Consider the following 17,453-nt stretch of genomic DNA (forward strand, 5'->3'; position numbering starts at 1 on the left):
TACAACGCTCCTCTTTTTTTATTTTATCCGTATATCATGGATTAATGATGATTTCATTTGCCAAATTTCCGGGAGATCAGTGGAGTACAGGCTGGTCTCTTATTTATTCTCTGATTTCATGATTCAACAATCCATTTAGTTCCAATGATTATTCGCTGTTAAAGATTTAAATGACTTTATTTTTTGTTCCAAAGATATAATTCTTGATGATAAAAAAATAAAACTAGAATCTCAAATTTTGATACAGAAAAAAATTTCAGATAGATTCGTAATTATAAAGAAAATTTTCTCCAAAAAAATAGCAAATAAAGAAAAATATTTACATATATTTATAACGATGTTATATTTATCCTTGTAAACGTTACCAAAATAAAAGTAAAGGCGAATAGAATTACTTGGAAAATATAAAAACAAGTTTTATTTAAAGTCTATATAGGTGGTGGTCAGAATTGAAATTAGAAAAGTATAAAGGAATATTTCCAGCTTTCTATGCTTGTTATGATGATTTAGGAGAAATATCTGAGAGCAGAACAAAAGATCTATGTAATTATCTATACAATAAAGGCGTTAAAGGGCTTTACGTTGGTGGAAGTTCAGGAGAATGCATCTACCAGAACCTTGAAGAAAGAAAAGCGACATTAAAATATGTTTCAGACAATGTAAAAGGAAAACTCACTTTAATCGCACATGTCGGTGCACCATCGACTAGGGAAAGTGTGATTTTAGCAAAATATGCTGAGGAATTAGGTTATGATGCCTTATCATCCATTCCCCCAATTTACTTTAATTTTTCTGAAAGTTCAGTATACAAATATTGGACAGAGATTATCGATTCAACTGATCTGCCATTTATTATTTACAACATCCCTCAAACAACCGGATATAATCTTTCAATAAATCTATTTAAGAAATTATTGGAGAATAAGAAGGTTATAGGGGTTAAAAATTCTTCAATGCCAGTTATGGATATTGAAAGATTCAAGACAGCAGCTGGTGAAGATTTTATTGTTTTTAATGGACCTGATGAACAATATGTTTCTGGGAGATTAATTGGTGCAGATAGTGGAATAGGCGGAACGTATGGAGCTATGCCTGAACTTTTTTTATTGGCAGAAGAATTTGTATCAACAGGGAATTTTACTAATGCAAGAAAAATTCAAAGTGATATAAATGACATTATTATCGCGTTGTGCTCCTTAAATGGCTCTATGTATTCGACTATTAAAGAAGTCTTAAAATTAAGAGGAGTTAACATAGGAAATGTAAGAGGCCCGTTAGAGCCAGTAACAGGTGAGGATTTAAATAAAATCGAAGATATTAAAGTGTTAATCGACAAAGCGATATTAAAGTATAGAGGATAATCATATGAAAAGAAGAGTCGTATGCTTTGGGGACTCTAATACTTGGGGATTTAATGCTAAAACTTCGGAAAGGTATCCGGAAGATATTAGATGGACTAGCCTATTAGCAGAACTACTAGGTGGTGAGTTTCAAGTAATTGAAGAAGGATTATCAGGTAGAACGAGTGTCTTAGACGATCCATTGTTTGAAGGATTGAATGGGTATACCTATATCCATCCTTGCTTGATGAGTCATATGCCTCTAGAGCTTGTCATTATTATGCTTGGAACAAATGATACGAAGGAAAGGTTTCATTTAACTTCTTATAATATCGCACAAGGGATTGTAAGACTTTCTCTTAAGGCAAAAAATACTCCCGCAGGTTTAGACGGAACATGTCCAAAAGTACTAGTCATTGTACCTCCGCCTATTGATAAAAGGTATATAAATACTGAAGTCAATAAATCAATGGGAAGAGAATGTGACATGAAATCAGAAGATCTATCAAAGCATTTAATAGAATTATTAGAGCTTCAAGGTACAGAATTTCTAGATACAAAGGGATTAGTGGAAATGAATAAGGTTGATTTTATGCATCTTGATGAGGTAGGTCACAAGCAACTATCACAGCTTGTCTTTCGTAAGATCAAAAGCATTTTACTATTTTAATAAGATGATAAGGAGGGTTCGTTTATGTTAAGAAAGCGTTTTTTGAAAGCCGGAATGGCAATCATGCTCGTAGGTTCAGTACTTGCGGGGTGTATGGGAAAAGAAACTAGTAAATCTAATGGTGGTTCTGGTTCAAATGGTGAGGTAGAAATAACAGTTTGGTTGACTCCACAGTGGAAGGGTGTTTTAGACGCATCTGAAGAGGGAGCCGACTATGATAGCTTTTTCAAACATGCAGGAGAAAAGTTTGCTGCTGAGTACAAGGAACACAAGGTCAAAGTAAATGTAGAGGTCATTGCCGGGGACCAACGCGATGAGCTTTTAAACGTAAATCTTAATGGTGGGACTCCTCCAGATGTTTTCTTCGAGAGTGTCTTCGCTATGGGTGACTATGCTCATAGAGGTGCTTTAGTACCTTTAAATGATATCGTTGACGATGAATCTAAAAAAGATATAGCCGAAAGCCATTGGGAGAGTGTGACTTTTGGTGAAGATGTATACTTCTATCCATTTTCACATAACCCAGGTACTTTAGCTTATAATGCTGATATGTTTAAAGCTGCAGGGCTTGAAGAATACATTGGTGGAGAGCATGAAATCAAGACTTGGAATCTGGCTGACTATGAGAAAATTCTTAAAAATCTAAAGGGGAATTTACCTAAAGATAAATATTCAAATGCGTTTCCAATGGGATTATTTGCTCTGAATAACCAGGCAGATACTTGGAATCTTGCGTATTTAAGAATGTTTGGCAATGAATTCTTTGATAAAGATGGTAATTTAATCATTGATGATGCAAAGGGTGCTAAAGCTGCAAATTGGTTAAAGAAAATCTACGATGATGGTTTTACAAATCCTGGTGTAGAATCTGTTTCTTCAAACGATGTTAATGCGATGTTCCAGAATCAACAGCTTGCGATTAGCTTTACTAACTCAATACTATTCAACAATGCAAAGGCTGATATGGAAAGTGGTAAAGCTCCTAAATTTGATATGAGACTGGCTAATATTCCGTCTGAAAGTGGAGATCCTTTAACTTTCACTTATGTGACAGGTGCAGCTGTTTTTGACACGAAAGACGAAACTAGAATTAAAGTTAGTAAGGATTTCGTGAAATTTGTCTCTACTGATTCTGAACTTGTGAAGGCTTCTAAGAATGGAGTGCCTGTTAGAACATCTGTTACTGAGGAGTTTAAGGCAGAAAAGCCTTACTTTGATGCCTATTCTGCTAACGATCAATACATGTTTAATTTCACTGGAAATGTACCAGGTTACAGCCAGTTAAGACAAGTTCTTTATCCAGAATTACAGGCTTTATATACTGGTGAAAAAACCGCAAAAGAAGTTGTAAAGAGCTACCAATCAAGCGGAAATAAAATAATTGAAGATTCAAAAGCAAATTCAGTTATTAATAATTAGCTCTAGAATATACGACTTAACAACATTTAAGCCCCTTCTTTTTGGGGCTTAAATTGTAGAAAGGTAAATGATATTAATGAAAATCAAAAAAGATCTCTTTAAGGAAAATATTACAGGCTACTTGTTTATCGCACCTCAAATGTTACTTTTTTTGGTATTTTTAGTTTATCCGATCATTGAAGGAATAAGATTAAGTCTATTTAAAATAACCTATCAGGATGAAGTATTTATTGGGCTTGAAAACTATAAAAGATTATTCAGTGATTCTGTATTCATTCAATCTACTATTAACACGGTTATTTTTGTCCTATTCATTGTGGCATTAACTGTTATTTTTGCAATGTTTGTTTCCGCTGCTATTTTCGATAAAAATGCTAAATATGTGTCTTTCATTAGAGGTGCATACTATATTCCTGTAATGGTTTCCATGGTCGTCATGAGCATGATTTGGAGTTTCTTATTAAACCCTGCCAATGGTTTGATCCCTTTTGTGGCAAGAAAAATGGAATTGTCAACAGTTAATTTCTTAGGTGATACGGACTGGGTACTACCAGTGATTATTTTCGTAACATTTGCCACGAATGTTGGGCAAGCAATCATTCTATATATTGCTTCTATGATTGGAGTTCCAAAGGAACTTTTTGAAGCTGCTGAAGTAGATGGGGCAAGTAGAATGAAAATTATCTTTAAAATTATCATTCCAATGGTTAAACCAACAACTATATACATTATTATTATGAATATTATTGCTGTCCTAAAGATATTTGTTGTAATTCAGCTATTAACTGGTGGAGGACCAAACAATGCATCTACAACTCTTATGTACTACTTATATAATAATGCATTCAAGTATAATCAGCTTGGTCTGGCTTCTGCTGTAGGTGTAATTATGTTCTTAATTACATTAGCTCTATCGATTCCACAGCTAAGAGCTATGTTTAAGAAGAATTAGAGGTGAGAGAAATGTTAAAGAATAAAAATAAGAACAAGAAAAAGAAAGAAAAAATTGATATTGTAACAAACATAATTGTACTATTTTTTGCTATTCTAAGTCTTTTCCCTCTTTACTGGCTTGTGACTAGCTCTTTTAAGAACAGTGCCGATGTTGTTAAAATGCCGCCAGATTGGTTTCCAGAGTCCTTTACGTTGAGCAACTATGTGGATGTTTTCAATAATCAACCTGCTTTAACATGGACGTATAATAGTCTCTTTGTAGCTTTGGTTTCTACGATGGCCTTAATCATTGTCAGTGCGCTTGCAGCCTATGCATTTTCAAAGCTTAAATTTAAAGGGAAGAATATTATTTTCATTATTTTCATTTCAAGTCTTATGATTCCTAAAGAAGTCATGATCGTCCCTTTGTTTAGAATTATTCAAGACTTTAATATGGTTAATACCTTAAGTGGTATGATTTTGCCTAACGTTGCAACAGCTTTTGGAGTATTTTTACTAAAGGGATTCTTTGATACAATCCCAGATTCTTTAAGAGAAGCTGCCAAAATCGATGGAGCCAGTGAATTTAAAATCTTTTATAAAATCATGCTGCCATTAGTTAAACCAGGTATTGGTGCATTATTTATTCTTAACTTTGTTCAAGTTTGGAATGACTATTTATGGCAGCTCGTAGTCGGTCAAGATGAAGGTTCGAAAACGTTAATGGTAGGTATCGCAACTTTGATGCAAGACTTAAATCCAAACTTTGCATATAAGATGGCTGGTGCTACTGTAGCAGCAATTCCTATGCTACTTATATTTATTTTCTTCCAGAAGTATTTTACAAAAGGAATTACAATTGGAGCAGATAAGTAATATTTTTATACTTGGAGATGTTTGCAAATGAATAAAAAACAGAAGATATTTGATCTTATTAATAAACAACTGATTGTTTCATGCCAGGCACTTCCAGAAGAACCCCTTCATAGCTCTTTTATTATGAGTAAAATGGCTTATGCTGCTATGGTTGGTGGAGCAAAGGGAATCAGAGCGAATAGTGTTGAAGATATTAGAAAAATAAAAGAAACGGTTCAATTACCTATCATTGGAATTATTAAAAAAGTTTATGAAGGTTCTGATGTATTTATCACTCCGACTTCTAAAGAAATTGAACTTCTTTATCAGGAGGGGGTAGATATTATTGCATTGGATGCAACGAAAAGAATTAGACCTGATGGCAAGACGATAAGTGAAGTATTTCCTAAAATCAGAGAGACATATAAAGAACAAATTTTCATGGCGGACTGCTCTACCTATGAAGAGGCAAAAGAGGCTTATGAATTAGGGTTTGATTGCTTAGGTACAACGTTGAGTGGCTATACGGAATATACAAAAGGTAATCATTTACCTGATTTAGAATTGATTGAACGATTAGTTCGGGATTTTCGTATTCCTGTCATTGCTGAAGGTGGAATTTGGACTCCGGAGGACCTGAAGCGTGTTTTTGATTTAGGAGTTCATACAGCAGTAGTTGGTACAGCTATTACGAGGCCGATGGAAATTACCAAGAAATTTCTTGAAGCGATTAAATAGTTTGTCCAATTAAGAGATAACTTTTTGGATTGTCAGTCCATTTTTCAGGGGATGTATGATGCACAAAAGATAGGTTTAAAGGATGATGGAAGTGAAAATATTAGCAGCCGATATTGGTGGAACATCTATAAAAGTTGGCATCTCAGATAAAGATGGGAAAATAGAAGAATTTAAAGAATATGATACCGAAAGTAAAAAAGGCGGAAAATATCTAGTAGAAAAAATAATTAAAATAATAAGTGAATTCAAAGGCTTTGACGCGATAGGCATAAGCACTGCAGGTCAGGTTGATAGTACAGAGGGTTCCATCATTTATGCCAATGAAAATATCCCGAACTATACAGGTACTAAATTGAAGGATATTCTTGAGGATCAATTTAGGGTTCCTGTTAAAGTTGAAAATGATGTAAATGCAGCTGCTTTAGGGGAAAAGTTCTTTGGAGCTGCAAAGGAATTTAGTGATTTTCTTTGTTTAACATATGGTACAGGCATTGGTGGAGCCATTGTAATCGATTCTAAAATTTATAAGGGACATAATGGATTGGCAGGAGAATTTGGTCACATTATTACCCATCCTTTCGGAAATAGCTGTAACTGTGGCAAAGCAGGCTGCTATGAAATATATGCTTCTACAACGGCTTTAATAAAAAGAACACAGGAAATAAATTCTGACTTTATAAATGGTAGAGTCATTTTTGAAAGAATTAACCTAGGGGATAAAAGTTTAGATATGCTCCTTCAGGACTGGGTTTCGGAGGTGGCTTTGGGGCTTACTTCCCTCATCCACATTTTTAATCCGCCAGCTATTATAATAGGAGGTGGAGTGATGGAGCAAGACAATCTCGTAAATAAGATATCAGATAAGGTCAAAGAGTTAACGATGGAGAGCTTTTCAGATGTTAAAATTATGAAAGCCTCTCTTGGAAATAAAGCCGGAGTTCTTGGTGCAGTATCACTTCATTTAAAAGGCTAACACTAAAAGGAGTGCCGCAATGACAAATCAAGATATATTTTCTCTCATTCACTCGAGATACAATTCATTTACTAACACGGAAAGAAAAGTTGCTGATTATATTCTTGAAAATATGAAAGATGTCATTTACATGTCGATAACTGATTTGGCTGATGAATGTAACGTAGGTGAATCAAGTGTTTTTCGATTTTGTAAAACGATGGATCTTAAAGGATATCAAGAGTTTAAAATTGTTTTAGCTCATAGCATATCCCTTGATAATGAAACCCCACAGCTTTCCAGCGTGATTACAATGCAAGATACAGTTGAGGAACTGGCGTCAAAGGTATTATCTTCAAACGTACATGCACTTACAGAAACCTATAACTTACTTTCGGAAAGTGATATTTCTCATGCTGTTGATTGTATGATAACCGCCCAAAGAATTCACTTTTTTGGAGTAGGTTCTTCCTTAATGACAGCAATGGAAGCAAAGAATAAGTTTATGAGAATTACCAATAAAACAGAGTGTTCTATAGATTCACATCTCCAAGTTATGTCTGCAGCTTTGATGACAGAGAAAGACGTAGCCATTCTTATATCTTATTCAGGTTCAACGAAAGATACGATTGAAGTAGCAAAAGTAGCAAAAGAAAGAGGAGCAAAGATTATTTCGATAACGAGATTTGCAAAATCTCCTTTGACTAGTTTCTCTGATCTTACCTTGCTTTGCGGTGCAAATGAAGGTCCGCTTCAGGGGGGCAGTTTATCTGCAAAGATATCACAACTTTACCTCTTAGATATGCTCTATTTTGAATATTTTAAAAGGACTAACAAGGAAGCGGTTCACAATAAAGAATTAACTGCAAACGCTGTTATTGAAAAGATGCTATGACGTACTTTAATTTACCATCTGTTAAATGAATAAATGCAGATTTTGTTATTTGAAATCATGATTATGATGTGGGGATTAAGAGGAGAACTATCTTATCGTAAAGTAGGTGCTTATATGGAAATAATTAAAGTGAAAAACTATCATGAATTAAGTAAAATAGCTGCTGAAACTATCATAAAAAAAGTAAATCAATCTAGCAAATTCACACTGGGATTAGCAACCGGAAGTACACCAGAGGGATTATATCGTTATTTAGTAGAAGATCGGTCCTTGCATCATACAAATTACCAGCATGTTAAAGCCTTTAATTTGGATGAATACGTTGGAATGAATCCAGAAAACGAACAAAGTTATTATTACTATATGAATCATCACTTATTTAACCATATAAATATCTTACCCGATAATATTCATCTTCCCCTAGGTAATAAGGAAAACTTAGAGTATGAATGTGAACATTATGAATTGTTAATTGAACAGAATGGAGGGATAGATATACAGGTTTTAGGAATTGGCCAAAACGGTCATATTGGTTTTAACGAGCCTGGTACATCCTTCAAATCTAGCACTCATGTCGTGGAGCTAGATGATTCTACACGAAAAGCTAATTCTCGATTCTTCCATACCATTGATGAAGTACCTACACATGCCATAACGATGGGGATTTCCACGATATTAAAGAGTAAGGAGATTCTCCTTTTAGTTTCTGGTAAATGTAAAGCTCGAGCTCTTCAAAGGTTACTGGATGGTGAAATCAGTGAGGAATTTCCAGCCTCAATCTTAAAAAACCATTCTAATATTACAGTGATTGCTGACCTGGATGCTCAGGGAGCTTAGAGAAATAAGACTTAATTATATAGAGTTTTTATACATACACCCGTTAACATTGACTTATTTTCTAAAAAAACAGTTCATAACATAGTTATTGAATTAGCTGTTTTCTCTGTTAACGGGATAATCGTTATTGAACCAACACGGAACTCTCCCAAGTTTCACCTCAGAGCATATACCTCTCATAAGATACTTTTCACCTCATTAAGAATCATCCCTATTTGTAACCAAAAGCATAAACTGATGAACTTAGATTTATTGTTAATCTTACAATTATAATAGTTGTTTTTTTAGTTAAATGAAGAAGCAATCACACTAAAAGAAAATCATTGGGGTAGATAATTTAGGTAACTACTTACTTTTAGGTTTGTTCATACAACTTTTTCTACTATAGAAATCAGATTTTAACCGAAATAATTGAAATAATCAGATTAGATATGAATCTTCAAATATAGATCGATTAGTTAAGGGGTTTTTGAAATTGGTTCTCGATATGAAAGGTCAGAATGGGTGTTAAGTTTCTAAATTATATACAAAATAAGGAGGAGAAATCTTGAAAAAATTTTGGATAGCAGCTATTACATTGATGTTGGTTTTTGTTGGAGTTATCGGTATGAAAGTAAGCGCTTTTGAAAAAGAGAAATCTGTAGGGAGAATAACTTGGGAACATGGAGGGGAGTTAGAGGCACAAAAGGGTTTTGAAAAAAATATTGGTACAGCGGGAGTATTGTCAGGATCTTATAAAAATTATGTGATTGTTGGAGGGGGAGCTAATTTCCCTTATGAATCCGTTTTAAATGGAGGAATAAAGAAACATTATTCAGATATATATGTATTAAAGAAAGACAAAAATAAATTAACTATGGTAGAACATACTAATCTTGATCATGAGATAGGATATGGATCTTCAATTACTACAGAAAAAGGTGTCTATTATATTGGAGGAAGTCCTGAAAAGGAATACGCAGATGATATTAGTTTGCTAACTATTGATTCAAATAAAAAATTGAAGGTGAAAAAGATAGGAGATCTTCCATTTACAATAAGTGATGGTATAGCAGTTGAAAAAGATGGGAAATTCTATATTGGACTTGGTAAGCAAAATGCAAAAGATAGTAATAAACTGTATGAATATGATATAAAAACTAAAAAGATAAGAGAATTAGCATCAATGCCAGGCGAAAGTGTTAGAAATCAAAGTGTAGCTCAACTATTAAATGGAAATCTATACGTATTTAGTGGTGGAGGGACAACCGCTTATACAGATGGATATAAATATAATATAGAAAAAAATAAATGGTCTAAAGTTTCTTCAGTAAAAGTGAATGGGAAAGAGATATCTTTACTGGGAGCAAATTCAGTAAAATTAAATACGGATGAAATGATGGTTATAGGAGGATTTAATAAAGAAGTATATGATCATGCAGTAAAAAATTTAAATACCTTAAAGGGAGAAGAATTACTAGCTTTTAGAACTCAATACTTTAATACTGACCCTCATGAGTTTAATTGGAATAAAGATATTTTGATATACAATGCAAAAAAGGATTCTTGGAGGTCTATAGGAAAGATTCCATTTGATGCACCCTGTGGTCAAGGCTTAGTATTGATGGATAAAAATATATATTCTATTAATGGAGAAATAAAACCTGGGGTAAGAACGAATGCAATTTATTCAGGAACGATACACAATAACTAAAAATAATTTTTTGGAAATATGTAGAAAGCTAAGTTTTTAAACTTAGCTTTCTTTGCGTTACCATGTATCTTACATAGAAATTTTATAAAACTTGAGAATCTATTTTGATCTATTTTTATTCAAAATGGATTTTTTCAATATCCTAAAATGTGTTTTGGTGAAATTTGATTCTTAAGTATTACGGATAATTTTTGGAAAAATAAAGGACATATTAAATTTATAACGAATATTATAATATGTGTCTAAAATGTGAACGATATGAATACGTTTTACCAAACTGAACTAATATTTTTGCCTAATTCTAATTATTAAAGCGCTTTCATTATTATGAGAGGGAGGAATTATAATGAATGATCAGCAAATAATAAAATGTGGTAAATGTCAAGGGAATCAAGTGAAAAAACTAATTACTGTCTCTGATATGATGTTTTTGGCTATTTTGATTTCATGCTGCATTCCAATGCCAGGTTGGTATTTAATCCCGATATTTATGTTCATAGGCTTTCTGGATGTTAAAAAAGGCGGTTTCCGCTATAGCTGCACTGGATGCAAATCTAAGTTCAGAGTAACGAAGGAAATCAATGCTGCATTTACTGAGTTTTTTAGGGCTCAGAAGACACTAATTAAATAAGAAACAAATGAACGGGGACCAGTTAAATAGAAACTGGTCTCTTTTATTTATCTAACGAATACAGGAGTACTTGCGACTTAAGTTGTAGATCATATCATCCTTTGTCAGGACGTAAAAATTCTTGGTAATTAATATACTTAACACATAAACAACTGAACCAATATAAAGGGATGGTGATATAAAAATGAGTACACTTTACATTTGTACAACTTGCGGGACACAAACGGACTGCTTAAATGACCCACCGGTGAAATGTTTAATTTGCAGTGAGGAAAGACAGTATATTAATCCTAATGGGCAGCAGTGGACAACAATGGAAGAGATGGTATCTTCAAAACAATTTAAAAATGAAATAAAGTATGAAGAAAAAGATTTGTACAGTATGAAAACAGAACCAGATGTTGGTATCGGTCAGACAGCATACATCGTTCAAAGCGATAATTTTACATTGTTATGGGACTGTATTACTTATATTGACCAATTAACCGTCGATAAAATTAAAAAAATAGGTGGCTTACATGCAATTGCATTGTCACATCCTCATTATTATTCCAGTCAGATAGAATGGGCTGAAGCCTTTGATATCCCAATCTATATACACGAAGACGACCAGGAGTGGGTATTAAGAAAAAGTGAAAAAATTGTATTTTGGTCAGGAGAATCTTTAAAGTTGTCTGAAGGATTAATCCTTCACAGATTAGGTGGCCATTTTAAAGGTGGCGCTGTCCTTGAATGGAATAAAGGAAATCATCATAAAGGAATTTTGTTGACAGGAGATATTATTCAGGTGGTGACTGATCGTAAATGGGTTAGTTTTATGTATAGTTATCCCAATCTGATTCCCTTGCCTGCTAAAAAAGTAATTGACATAGCCGATAAAGTAGCCAAAATGAACTTTGACCGGATTTACAACGCTTTTCATCGTATCATTCAGAAGGATGCCAAACAAGCCGTTCAAAAATCTGCTGAGCGATATATACAAGCGTTAAATGGGACTTTATTTGAAACTTAAGTAGGACACGAAGAGAAATTTTTTTTTAGGAAAATGTTATTAAATAAAAAAACGCCTTTTAGTTATAGAACCCAAAAGGCTTGTAACAAACGTATGGCCACCCTTATTTAAGAACTGATACACGTCTTGTTCCCTATATTCATTTTAGTCGAGATAATTCCAAGTAATTTCAATTGGCGAACCTGGCTTTAAGTTTAGTACTTAGCACTAAGATGTAATCATCTTGACTTATCTTAGAACTTTTAGCATCTGCTCCCATTTGTAAATTATCAATTAAGGTTACCGTATTATAATGAAATAAATACGTTAATTGAAGGATTTTTCATCAATTCGGTACTGATGACTTTGACTTTTCATTTTAGCATTGTGCTTCAGGTAGTATTCAAATACTTCTCTTGTTGTATAAGTTGGAGTATATCCAAAAATGTTTTTCAGTTTAGTGTTATCAAGAACAGGTCGATAGCGAAGGAAGTTAACCTGTTCCTCTCCATATTGAGTTAGGGATAATCGTTTTAAGATATAAAGAGCCCATTTTACGACTAATGCAGGGATCCGTATGACTGGCTTGTATAATATATAGGCAAGTTCATCGATTGTTAGCTTACCATCACCAGCAACATTAAAGATTCCTGTCACATCACCTGTAACGGCCCGTTCGAGACAGCAAGCGACATCATGATCCCAAATAAAGACGAATGGGCTATCAGATCGAAAGATGCCAATTAAGGCTTTCTTTTCAAACAGAGCGGTAATCTGATTGTTCACTGTCTCGCCAAGGATGGTACCTATTCGGAAGATGATCTGTTCTAGTTCTGGGTGAGTTTGACGATAGTCTGCTAATAGCTGTTCAACCAATCGTTTATGATAGGAATAAGCAAACTCCTTGTTCCCGCGTATAGGCGTATCTTCTGTAATCCATTCCGGGTTGTCTAAATGATAACCATAAGCAGCTCCGCTTGAGGAGACAATAAACCGCTTCACACCATTGTTTACGCAAGCCTTTAGAATATTTTCCGTACCAAATACATCAACAGAATATTCCAGCTCGCGGTTGCTCTTTTTCCCAGGGGTGACGATAGAGGCTAGATGTACGACGGTATCTATACAATATTTCTCCATTATCTTATGTACATCCTCTGAGCGGATATCGAGCTGTACATAATCTATGGTAGTATCGGAATAAAATATAGGCTTTTCTTGAATATCAGTAGCGATAATGTGAATAGGTTTCCCATTTTTTTCTGCCATAGATAGTCGTTGGACAAGAAGGCTTCCTAAATAACCTGCCGCGCCTGTTATGAGTACATTCATATTTTCACGCTCCTGGTTGTGTCTTTGGTAGTGTCCTTATGAGGTGGGCGCTTTGACCAATAAATGGCAAGGGTAAGTCCAGAAACAATATGCCAGATTGCCCACCAGGCAGCAACAATGGCCATACCACCTAATCCGTCAAAGAAATTGAATATCAAAACTAGACCCAGACCAGAGTTTTGAATACCTACCTCGATAGAAATCGCTCGACGATCGGCGATAGGGAGTTTTAACAGTGAGGAGGTGGTGTAGCCAATCGTAATGGCAAGTAGATTATGGATAAATACAATGAGAGCAACCATTCCAATAAATTCAATAAAATAAGTAAAGTTTGCTGACAGGGAAACGATGACAAATCCTAAGAAGAAGACTATAGATGCATTTTTAGCCCATTTGTTGATCAGTTGCGCTTTTTCTGGATATTTATGGTTTACATACATACCGATGGCGAGCGGTAACCCAAGCATTAAAAAGATCGTAATCAACAAGTCTTGCGGGTTGATGGTAAAAGACTTGAGCAGGCTATTTGTCGGTTCGTAAAGAGATCCCCAAAGCAAGGTGTTAAAGGGAGTCATAAAAATAGCTAGCACGGTTGAAATAGCCGACATGCTGATGGATAATGGGGTATTACCTTTAGCTAAGTAGGTCAAGAAGTTAGATAAATTGCCTCCCGGACAAGCTGCAACTAGAAACAACCCAAGAGCGATACTAGGCCTTGGCTCTATGATAAGAACGAGTATATATGTAAAGGCCGGAAGCAGGATAAATTGACAAGACAGTCCAATGAGTGTGGGTTTTGGCTTTTTAATACTTTCTTTAAAATCTGCCAATTTTAAGTCCAAAGCGACCCCAAACATGATAAACCCGATTAAGATATTCATAATTGTCAGTGAAGTTGCGTTGAAATTTAATTGGATATCATCGATATTCATGCTATTTACCCCTTGGTTCAGCATGCATTTCTTTAAAATATTTTAAGCCTGGTGCCCACATATGCTTGACTGGATCTACATCAGCATGAATAACCGAACAAATCCCGCTTCGGATTGAACGCTCAAGGGCCTCGCGGAATTCAGTTGGATTATTGGCATATTCCCCATGTGCACCCATGCTTTCAGCTAACTGTTGAAAATTGATATTGCCCAGGTCTGTATTAATGCTTTCTTCAGGGCTGAGGGTTTTCTTGATTAAGGTCTTAATTGGCTTCATGGCTATATGCTGATTAATTTTTACCATTCCCCATTGACGGTCGCAAAGAACGATATAGATAATATGCAAGCCATTCCGCACCGCTGTTTCAATCTCTTGTGGATGAAAGCCCATTGCTCCATCTCCAATGATGCAGCAGACAGGTACATCTGGCTTAGCAGCAGCTGCGCCGAGCGCCTGACCGACACCTGCCCCGAGCATCCCGAATTTAAATGTCGAAATGACTGTTCCCGGTTCTCTAACCTTATAATAGAAATTTGTCCAAATGGCTGTATTTCCGCCATCAATAACAAGTGGTGATTCTTTTGGAAATACCTCACTGCATATAGCAGGAATATGAGCTGAGTTCATCGGAGTGGCATGATCATTTAGATGTTCGTTAAGCTTATCCCTGTGCTTTTGCTTATCTTCAAGGTATTTGGATAGCAATGCTTCGCGCTGAAGGTAGTTCAATTGATCCTTGAAGGGAAGAAGTCGTTGATATAATTTTTCTAAAAAGATTTTTACATCTGAGAGTATGCTGACCTCAGTTGGCTTATTTGCACCGAGAATAGAAGGATCTAAATCGACTTGAATTACCTTTTGGTTATTGTTCCAGTAAGGTGCTTTTCCCCACCAATCTGTTTCTCCTATCCTTGAGCCTAGCACTAAAAGCACATCTGCTTCATTGCGAACCTTGTTATTAGCTTCAATATGAACCATTGGTAGCATAAGGCGGTTATTCTCTGAAATAGCGCCGCGTCCTGCCCAACTTGTTGTAATCATCGATTGTAATAATTCCGCAACCTTCTCAAGCTCATTGAAGGCGCGTGCATGAATGACTCCACTGCCAGCATGAATAACAGGAAATTTAGCTGATATAAGCAGTTCAACCGTTTCATCTAATTGTTGTTTATTTGGTTCAGGTGGCTGGGTTACACGATATTGGCTAGCCCTCCAAAATGAAAGGTCACATTTCACTTTCGTATTGAGAATATTTTCCGGTATATCAAGATGAACGACTCCTGGGCGTCCTTCGAAACATTTTCTTAAGGCGGTGCGGAGCATTTCTGGAATCCTATCGAATGAAGGAACTGCTTCGCTCCATTTCGCAATCTGGCCAATCACTGCTGTCTGATCAAAGCATTGATAGGTACCTCCACGGTCTGGGTACATGATGCCGGTCCGCCTGGCACTGGTAATCACAAGCACCCGGTTACCTTCTGCCTGCTCGACAACTAGTCCAGGAAGGATATTGGCTACTCCCGGCCCATTGCTGGCCATGCAAACTCCAAGCTTACCAGTTAATCTGGCATAGGCTCCAGCCATGTGGGCTGCGCTAGTCTCATGACGTGGAGAAATCAATTCAATACCATGGTTCTGTAAGTTTGAATAAAATCCAAAATAAGTTCCATCAATGATGCCAAATAATTTTTCAACATTCTCAAGGCTTAACATTTTTGCAATGACTTCGCCGCCACTCATTTCAGCCATAATATTCCTCCTTAATCATTACGATTATATTGATGAATCAAATCAGGGTTTAATACTTGAAATAATTGATGGAAAATCTTTTCAATATCCTCTTGGGTTGGAATCCTGCGGTTTGTGTCAATACCATTGCCGCAAAGAGTGAGCGCCGTTAATTCCTTTATCTGTGAGGAACACATTTGTTCCGTTGGGATGTATGGTCTGCCTGTCTCCCAAATTTGAAACTGCTCATTATATTGATAGATCAGTTTAAGTATTTTTCTTGCCAGGGCGGATTTGCTTTCATTGGGATTGTGTCCAATAGCAACGGCCAGTTCTGCATAACGGTCTTCTGCATCTTCAATTCCGAAGTCAATTACAAATGGATGTAGGAGTGCAACACTTAAACCATGGGGGATTTTATATTTTGTCCCTAAGGCTCTGCCTGTGGCGTGTGCTAAATTAGTTGATGAATTAGAGAATGCTATTCCAGCATAAAAACTGCCGATAAGTATATCATCATAGGCTTGTTGGTTATTTGTTTTTATGTAAACGTTTGGAAGGGCGTTGGTGATTTTCTTGAAGGCTTGAAGAGCATAGTAGTCTGTTAATTCGGTTGCTTTTGTTGAAACATAAGCTTCCATTGCATGTGTAAGTGCGTCTAATCCTGTATATGCGGAGATGGCCGGAGGTAATTTCTTGGTCCAATAGGAATCTAAAATGACCGCATCCGGTACAAAACTTGGATGAGAGGGATTGCGTTTAATGCCAGTTTCATCGTCAGTAATGACCATAACTTTTGTTGCTTCTGATCCTGAACCAGCTGTGGTTGGTATGACAATCAAGGGAAGACGTTCAATGATGGATTCTTGCTGGATGGTAAGTAAAGTATGCTCTGAATTAATGGCAAAGATGGAAACGGCCTTAGCGAGATCAATCACACTGCCACCACCGATTGCCACAACACCATCACAGCTTTCTGAGAGAGCTATATGGGTGGTTTTTCTCACCTGACTGAAGGTTGGTTCACCTTTGTCGCAAATATAGAGCTGAATCGATATCCCTTCTTTTTCAAGCATTGAGAAGAGATGCGTTTTCGCATCTTTGTAAAGCTTTACTGAAATCATGATAAAAGCTTTCTTGATTTGCAGCTTTCGAATTGTCTCCATAAGCTGTATACCACTAAACCCGCCTGTCAAGATTATGGCAGGTTTTAAAATAGATTCGATAAAGATCACTCCTTTAGCTTAATGTATACGCTTACATTAATGCGTTAAGATAGGTTTCTATTATTATATCTAAGGAAGATTATAAAGACTTGAAAGTTCAAAAGCAATATTAATTCAGAAAATTTAAATTATTTGATTTTGATAACAAGATAATATTTTAGGATGAAATAAACTATGTCATAGTAAATATCATTGATATTCCTTTAATTCAATAGAGAAAAAAATTGTTAATTGTTACTGGGACAATTACTGCAGTAAGTTTAAAACAGAAAACTTGCTT

Annotated in this window: 16 protein-coding genes; 12 read left to right on the forward strand and 4 right to left on the reverse strand. The window is 35.5% G+C overall.

Annotation, left to right across the window (positions count from 1 at the left end):
* Positions 1 to 449: 449 nt before the first annotated feature.
* The 12 genes from A8L44_RS07420 (at position 450) to A8L44_RS07475 (ending at position 11,975) form a co-directional block, all read left to right on the forward strand.
* Positions 450 to 1,361 carry a dihydrodipicolinate synthase family protein gene (locus A8L44_RS07420; protein ID WP_066103729.1) on the forward strand — a complete coding sequence of 304 codons (912 nt, stop codon included), beginning with the start codon at positions 450 to 452 and terminating at the stop codon, positions 1,359 to 1,361.
* Between the two features lie 4 nt (positions 1,362 to 1,365).
* Complete coding sequence (locus tag A8L44_RS07425) at positions 1,366 to 2,010, forward strand: GDSL-type esterase/lipase family protein (protein ID WP_066103730.1); 645 nt, start codon at positions 1,366 to 1,368, stop codon at positions 2,008 to 2,010.
* A gap of 24 nt (positions 2,011 to 2,034) precedes the next feature.
* The gene (locus A8L44_RS07430) at positions 2,035 to 3,429 is read left to right on the forward strand and encodes an ABC transporter substrate-binding protein (RefSeq protein WP_077248018.1); all 1,395 of its coding nucleotides are present in this window, start codon (positions 2,035 to 2,037) and stop codon (positions 3,427 to 3,429) included.
* 76 nt (positions 3,430 to 3,505) lie between these two features.
* Positions 3,506 to 4,381 carry a carbohydrate ABC transporter permease gene (locus A8L44_RS07435; RefSeq protein WP_139063813.1) on the forward strand — a complete coding sequence of 292 codons (876 nt, stop codon included), beginning with the start codon at positions 3,506 to 3,508 and terminating at the stop codon, positions 4,379 to 4,381.
* Between the two features lie 11 nt (positions 4,382 to 4,392).
* The gene (locus tag A8L44_RS07440; RefSeq protein WP_066103734.1) at positions 4,393 to 5,238 is read left to right on the forward strand and encodes a carbohydrate ABC transporter permease; all 846 of its coding nucleotides are present in this window, start codon (positions 4,393 to 4,395) and stop codon (positions 5,236 to 5,238) included.
* Positions 5,239 to 5,265: 27 nt separating this feature from the next.
* Positions 5,266 to 5,955 (forward strand): N-acetylmannosamine-6-phosphate 2-epimerase, encoded by a 690-nt coding sequence (locus tag A8L44_RS07445; protein WP_066103735.1) that lies wholly within the window; start codon positions 5,266 to 5,268, stop codon positions 5,953 to 5,955.
* A gap of 91 nt (positions 5,956 to 6,046) precedes the next feature.
* Entirely contained in the window at positions 6,047 to 6,928 is an 882-nt protein-coding gene (locus A8L44_RS07450; RefSeq protein ID WP_066104319.1) for an ROK family protein, read from the forward strand.
* Between the two features lie 19 nt (positions 6,929 to 6,947).
* The gene (locus A8L44_RS07455) at positions 6,948 to 7,802 is read left to right on the forward strand and encodes a MurR/RpiR family transcriptional regulator (protein ID WP_066103736.1); all 855 of its coding nucleotides are present in this window, start codon (positions 6,948 to 6,950) and stop codon (positions 7,800 to 7,802) included.
* Positions 7,803 to 7,916: 114 nt separating this feature from the next.
* Positions 7,917 to 8,639: a glucosamine-6-phosphate deaminase gene (gene nagB, locus A8L44_RS07460; RefSeq protein WP_066103737.1), complete on the forward strand. Its 723-nt coding sequence runs from the start codon at positions 7,917 to 7,919 to the stop codon at positions 8,637 to 8,639.
* Positions 8,640 to 9,186: 547 nt separating this feature from the next.
* Complete coding sequence (locus A8L44_RS07465; RefSeq protein ID WP_066103742.1) at positions 9,187 to 10,332, forward strand: cyclically-permuted mutarotase family protein; 1,146 nt, start codon at positions 9,187 to 9,189, stop codon at positions 10,330 to 10,332.
* Positions 10,333 to 10,678: 346 nt separating this feature from the next.
* A complete protein-coding gene (locus A8L44_RS07470; protein WP_066103743.1) occupies positions 10,679 to 10,963 on the forward strand; it encodes a hypothetical protein in 285 nt (94 codons plus the stop codon).
* Positions 10,964 to 11,147: 184 nt separating this feature from the next.
* On the forward strand, positions 11,148 to 11,975 hold the full coding sequence (locus A8L44_RS07475) for a hypothetical protein (RefSeq protein WP_066103745.1): 828 nt from the start codon (positions 11,148 to 11,150) through the stop codon (positions 11,973 to 11,975).
* 306 nt (positions 11,976 to 12,281) lie between these two features.
* Here A8L44_RS07475 and A8L44_RS07480 read toward each other — a convergent pair whose 3' ends face one another.
* The 4 genes from A8L44_RS07480 to A8L44_RS07495 are packed head-to-tail and all read right to left on the reverse strand — an operon-like array spanning position 12,282 to position 17,182.
* Complete coding sequence (locus A8L44_RS07480; RefSeq protein ID WP_066103746.1) at positions 12,282 to 13,286, reverse strand: SDR family oxidoreductase; 1,005 nt, start codon at positions 13,284 to 13,286, stop codon at positions 12,282 to 12,284.
* Entirely contained in the window at positions 13,283 to 14,218 is a 936-nt protein-coding gene (locus tag A8L44_RS07485) for a bile acid:sodium symporter family protein (protein ID WP_066103747.1), read from the reverse strand. The genes A8L44_RS07480 and A8L44_RS07485 overlap by 4 nt, the downstream gene beginning before the upstream one ends.
* Before the next feature lies 1 nt (position 14,219).
* Entirely contained in the window at positions 14,220 to 15,968 is a 1,749-nt protein-coding gene (locus A8L44_RS07490) for a thiamine pyrophosphate-binding protein (protein WP_066103749.1), read from the reverse strand.
* A gap of 11 nt (positions 15,969 to 15,979) precedes the next feature.
* On the reverse strand, positions 15,980 to 17,182 hold the full coding sequence (locus A8L44_RS07495; RefSeq protein ID WP_441294133.1) for an iron-containing alcohol dehydrogenase: 1,203 nt from the start codon (positions 17,180 to 17,182) through the stop codon (positions 15,980 to 15,982).
* Positions 17,183 to 17,453 lie beyond the last annotated feature (271 nt).

This window comes from Bacillus sp. FJAT-27986, assembly GCF_001685035.1.
Classification (GTDB): domain Bacteria; phylum Bacillota; class Bacilli; order Bacillales; family Pradoshiaceae; genus Pradoshia.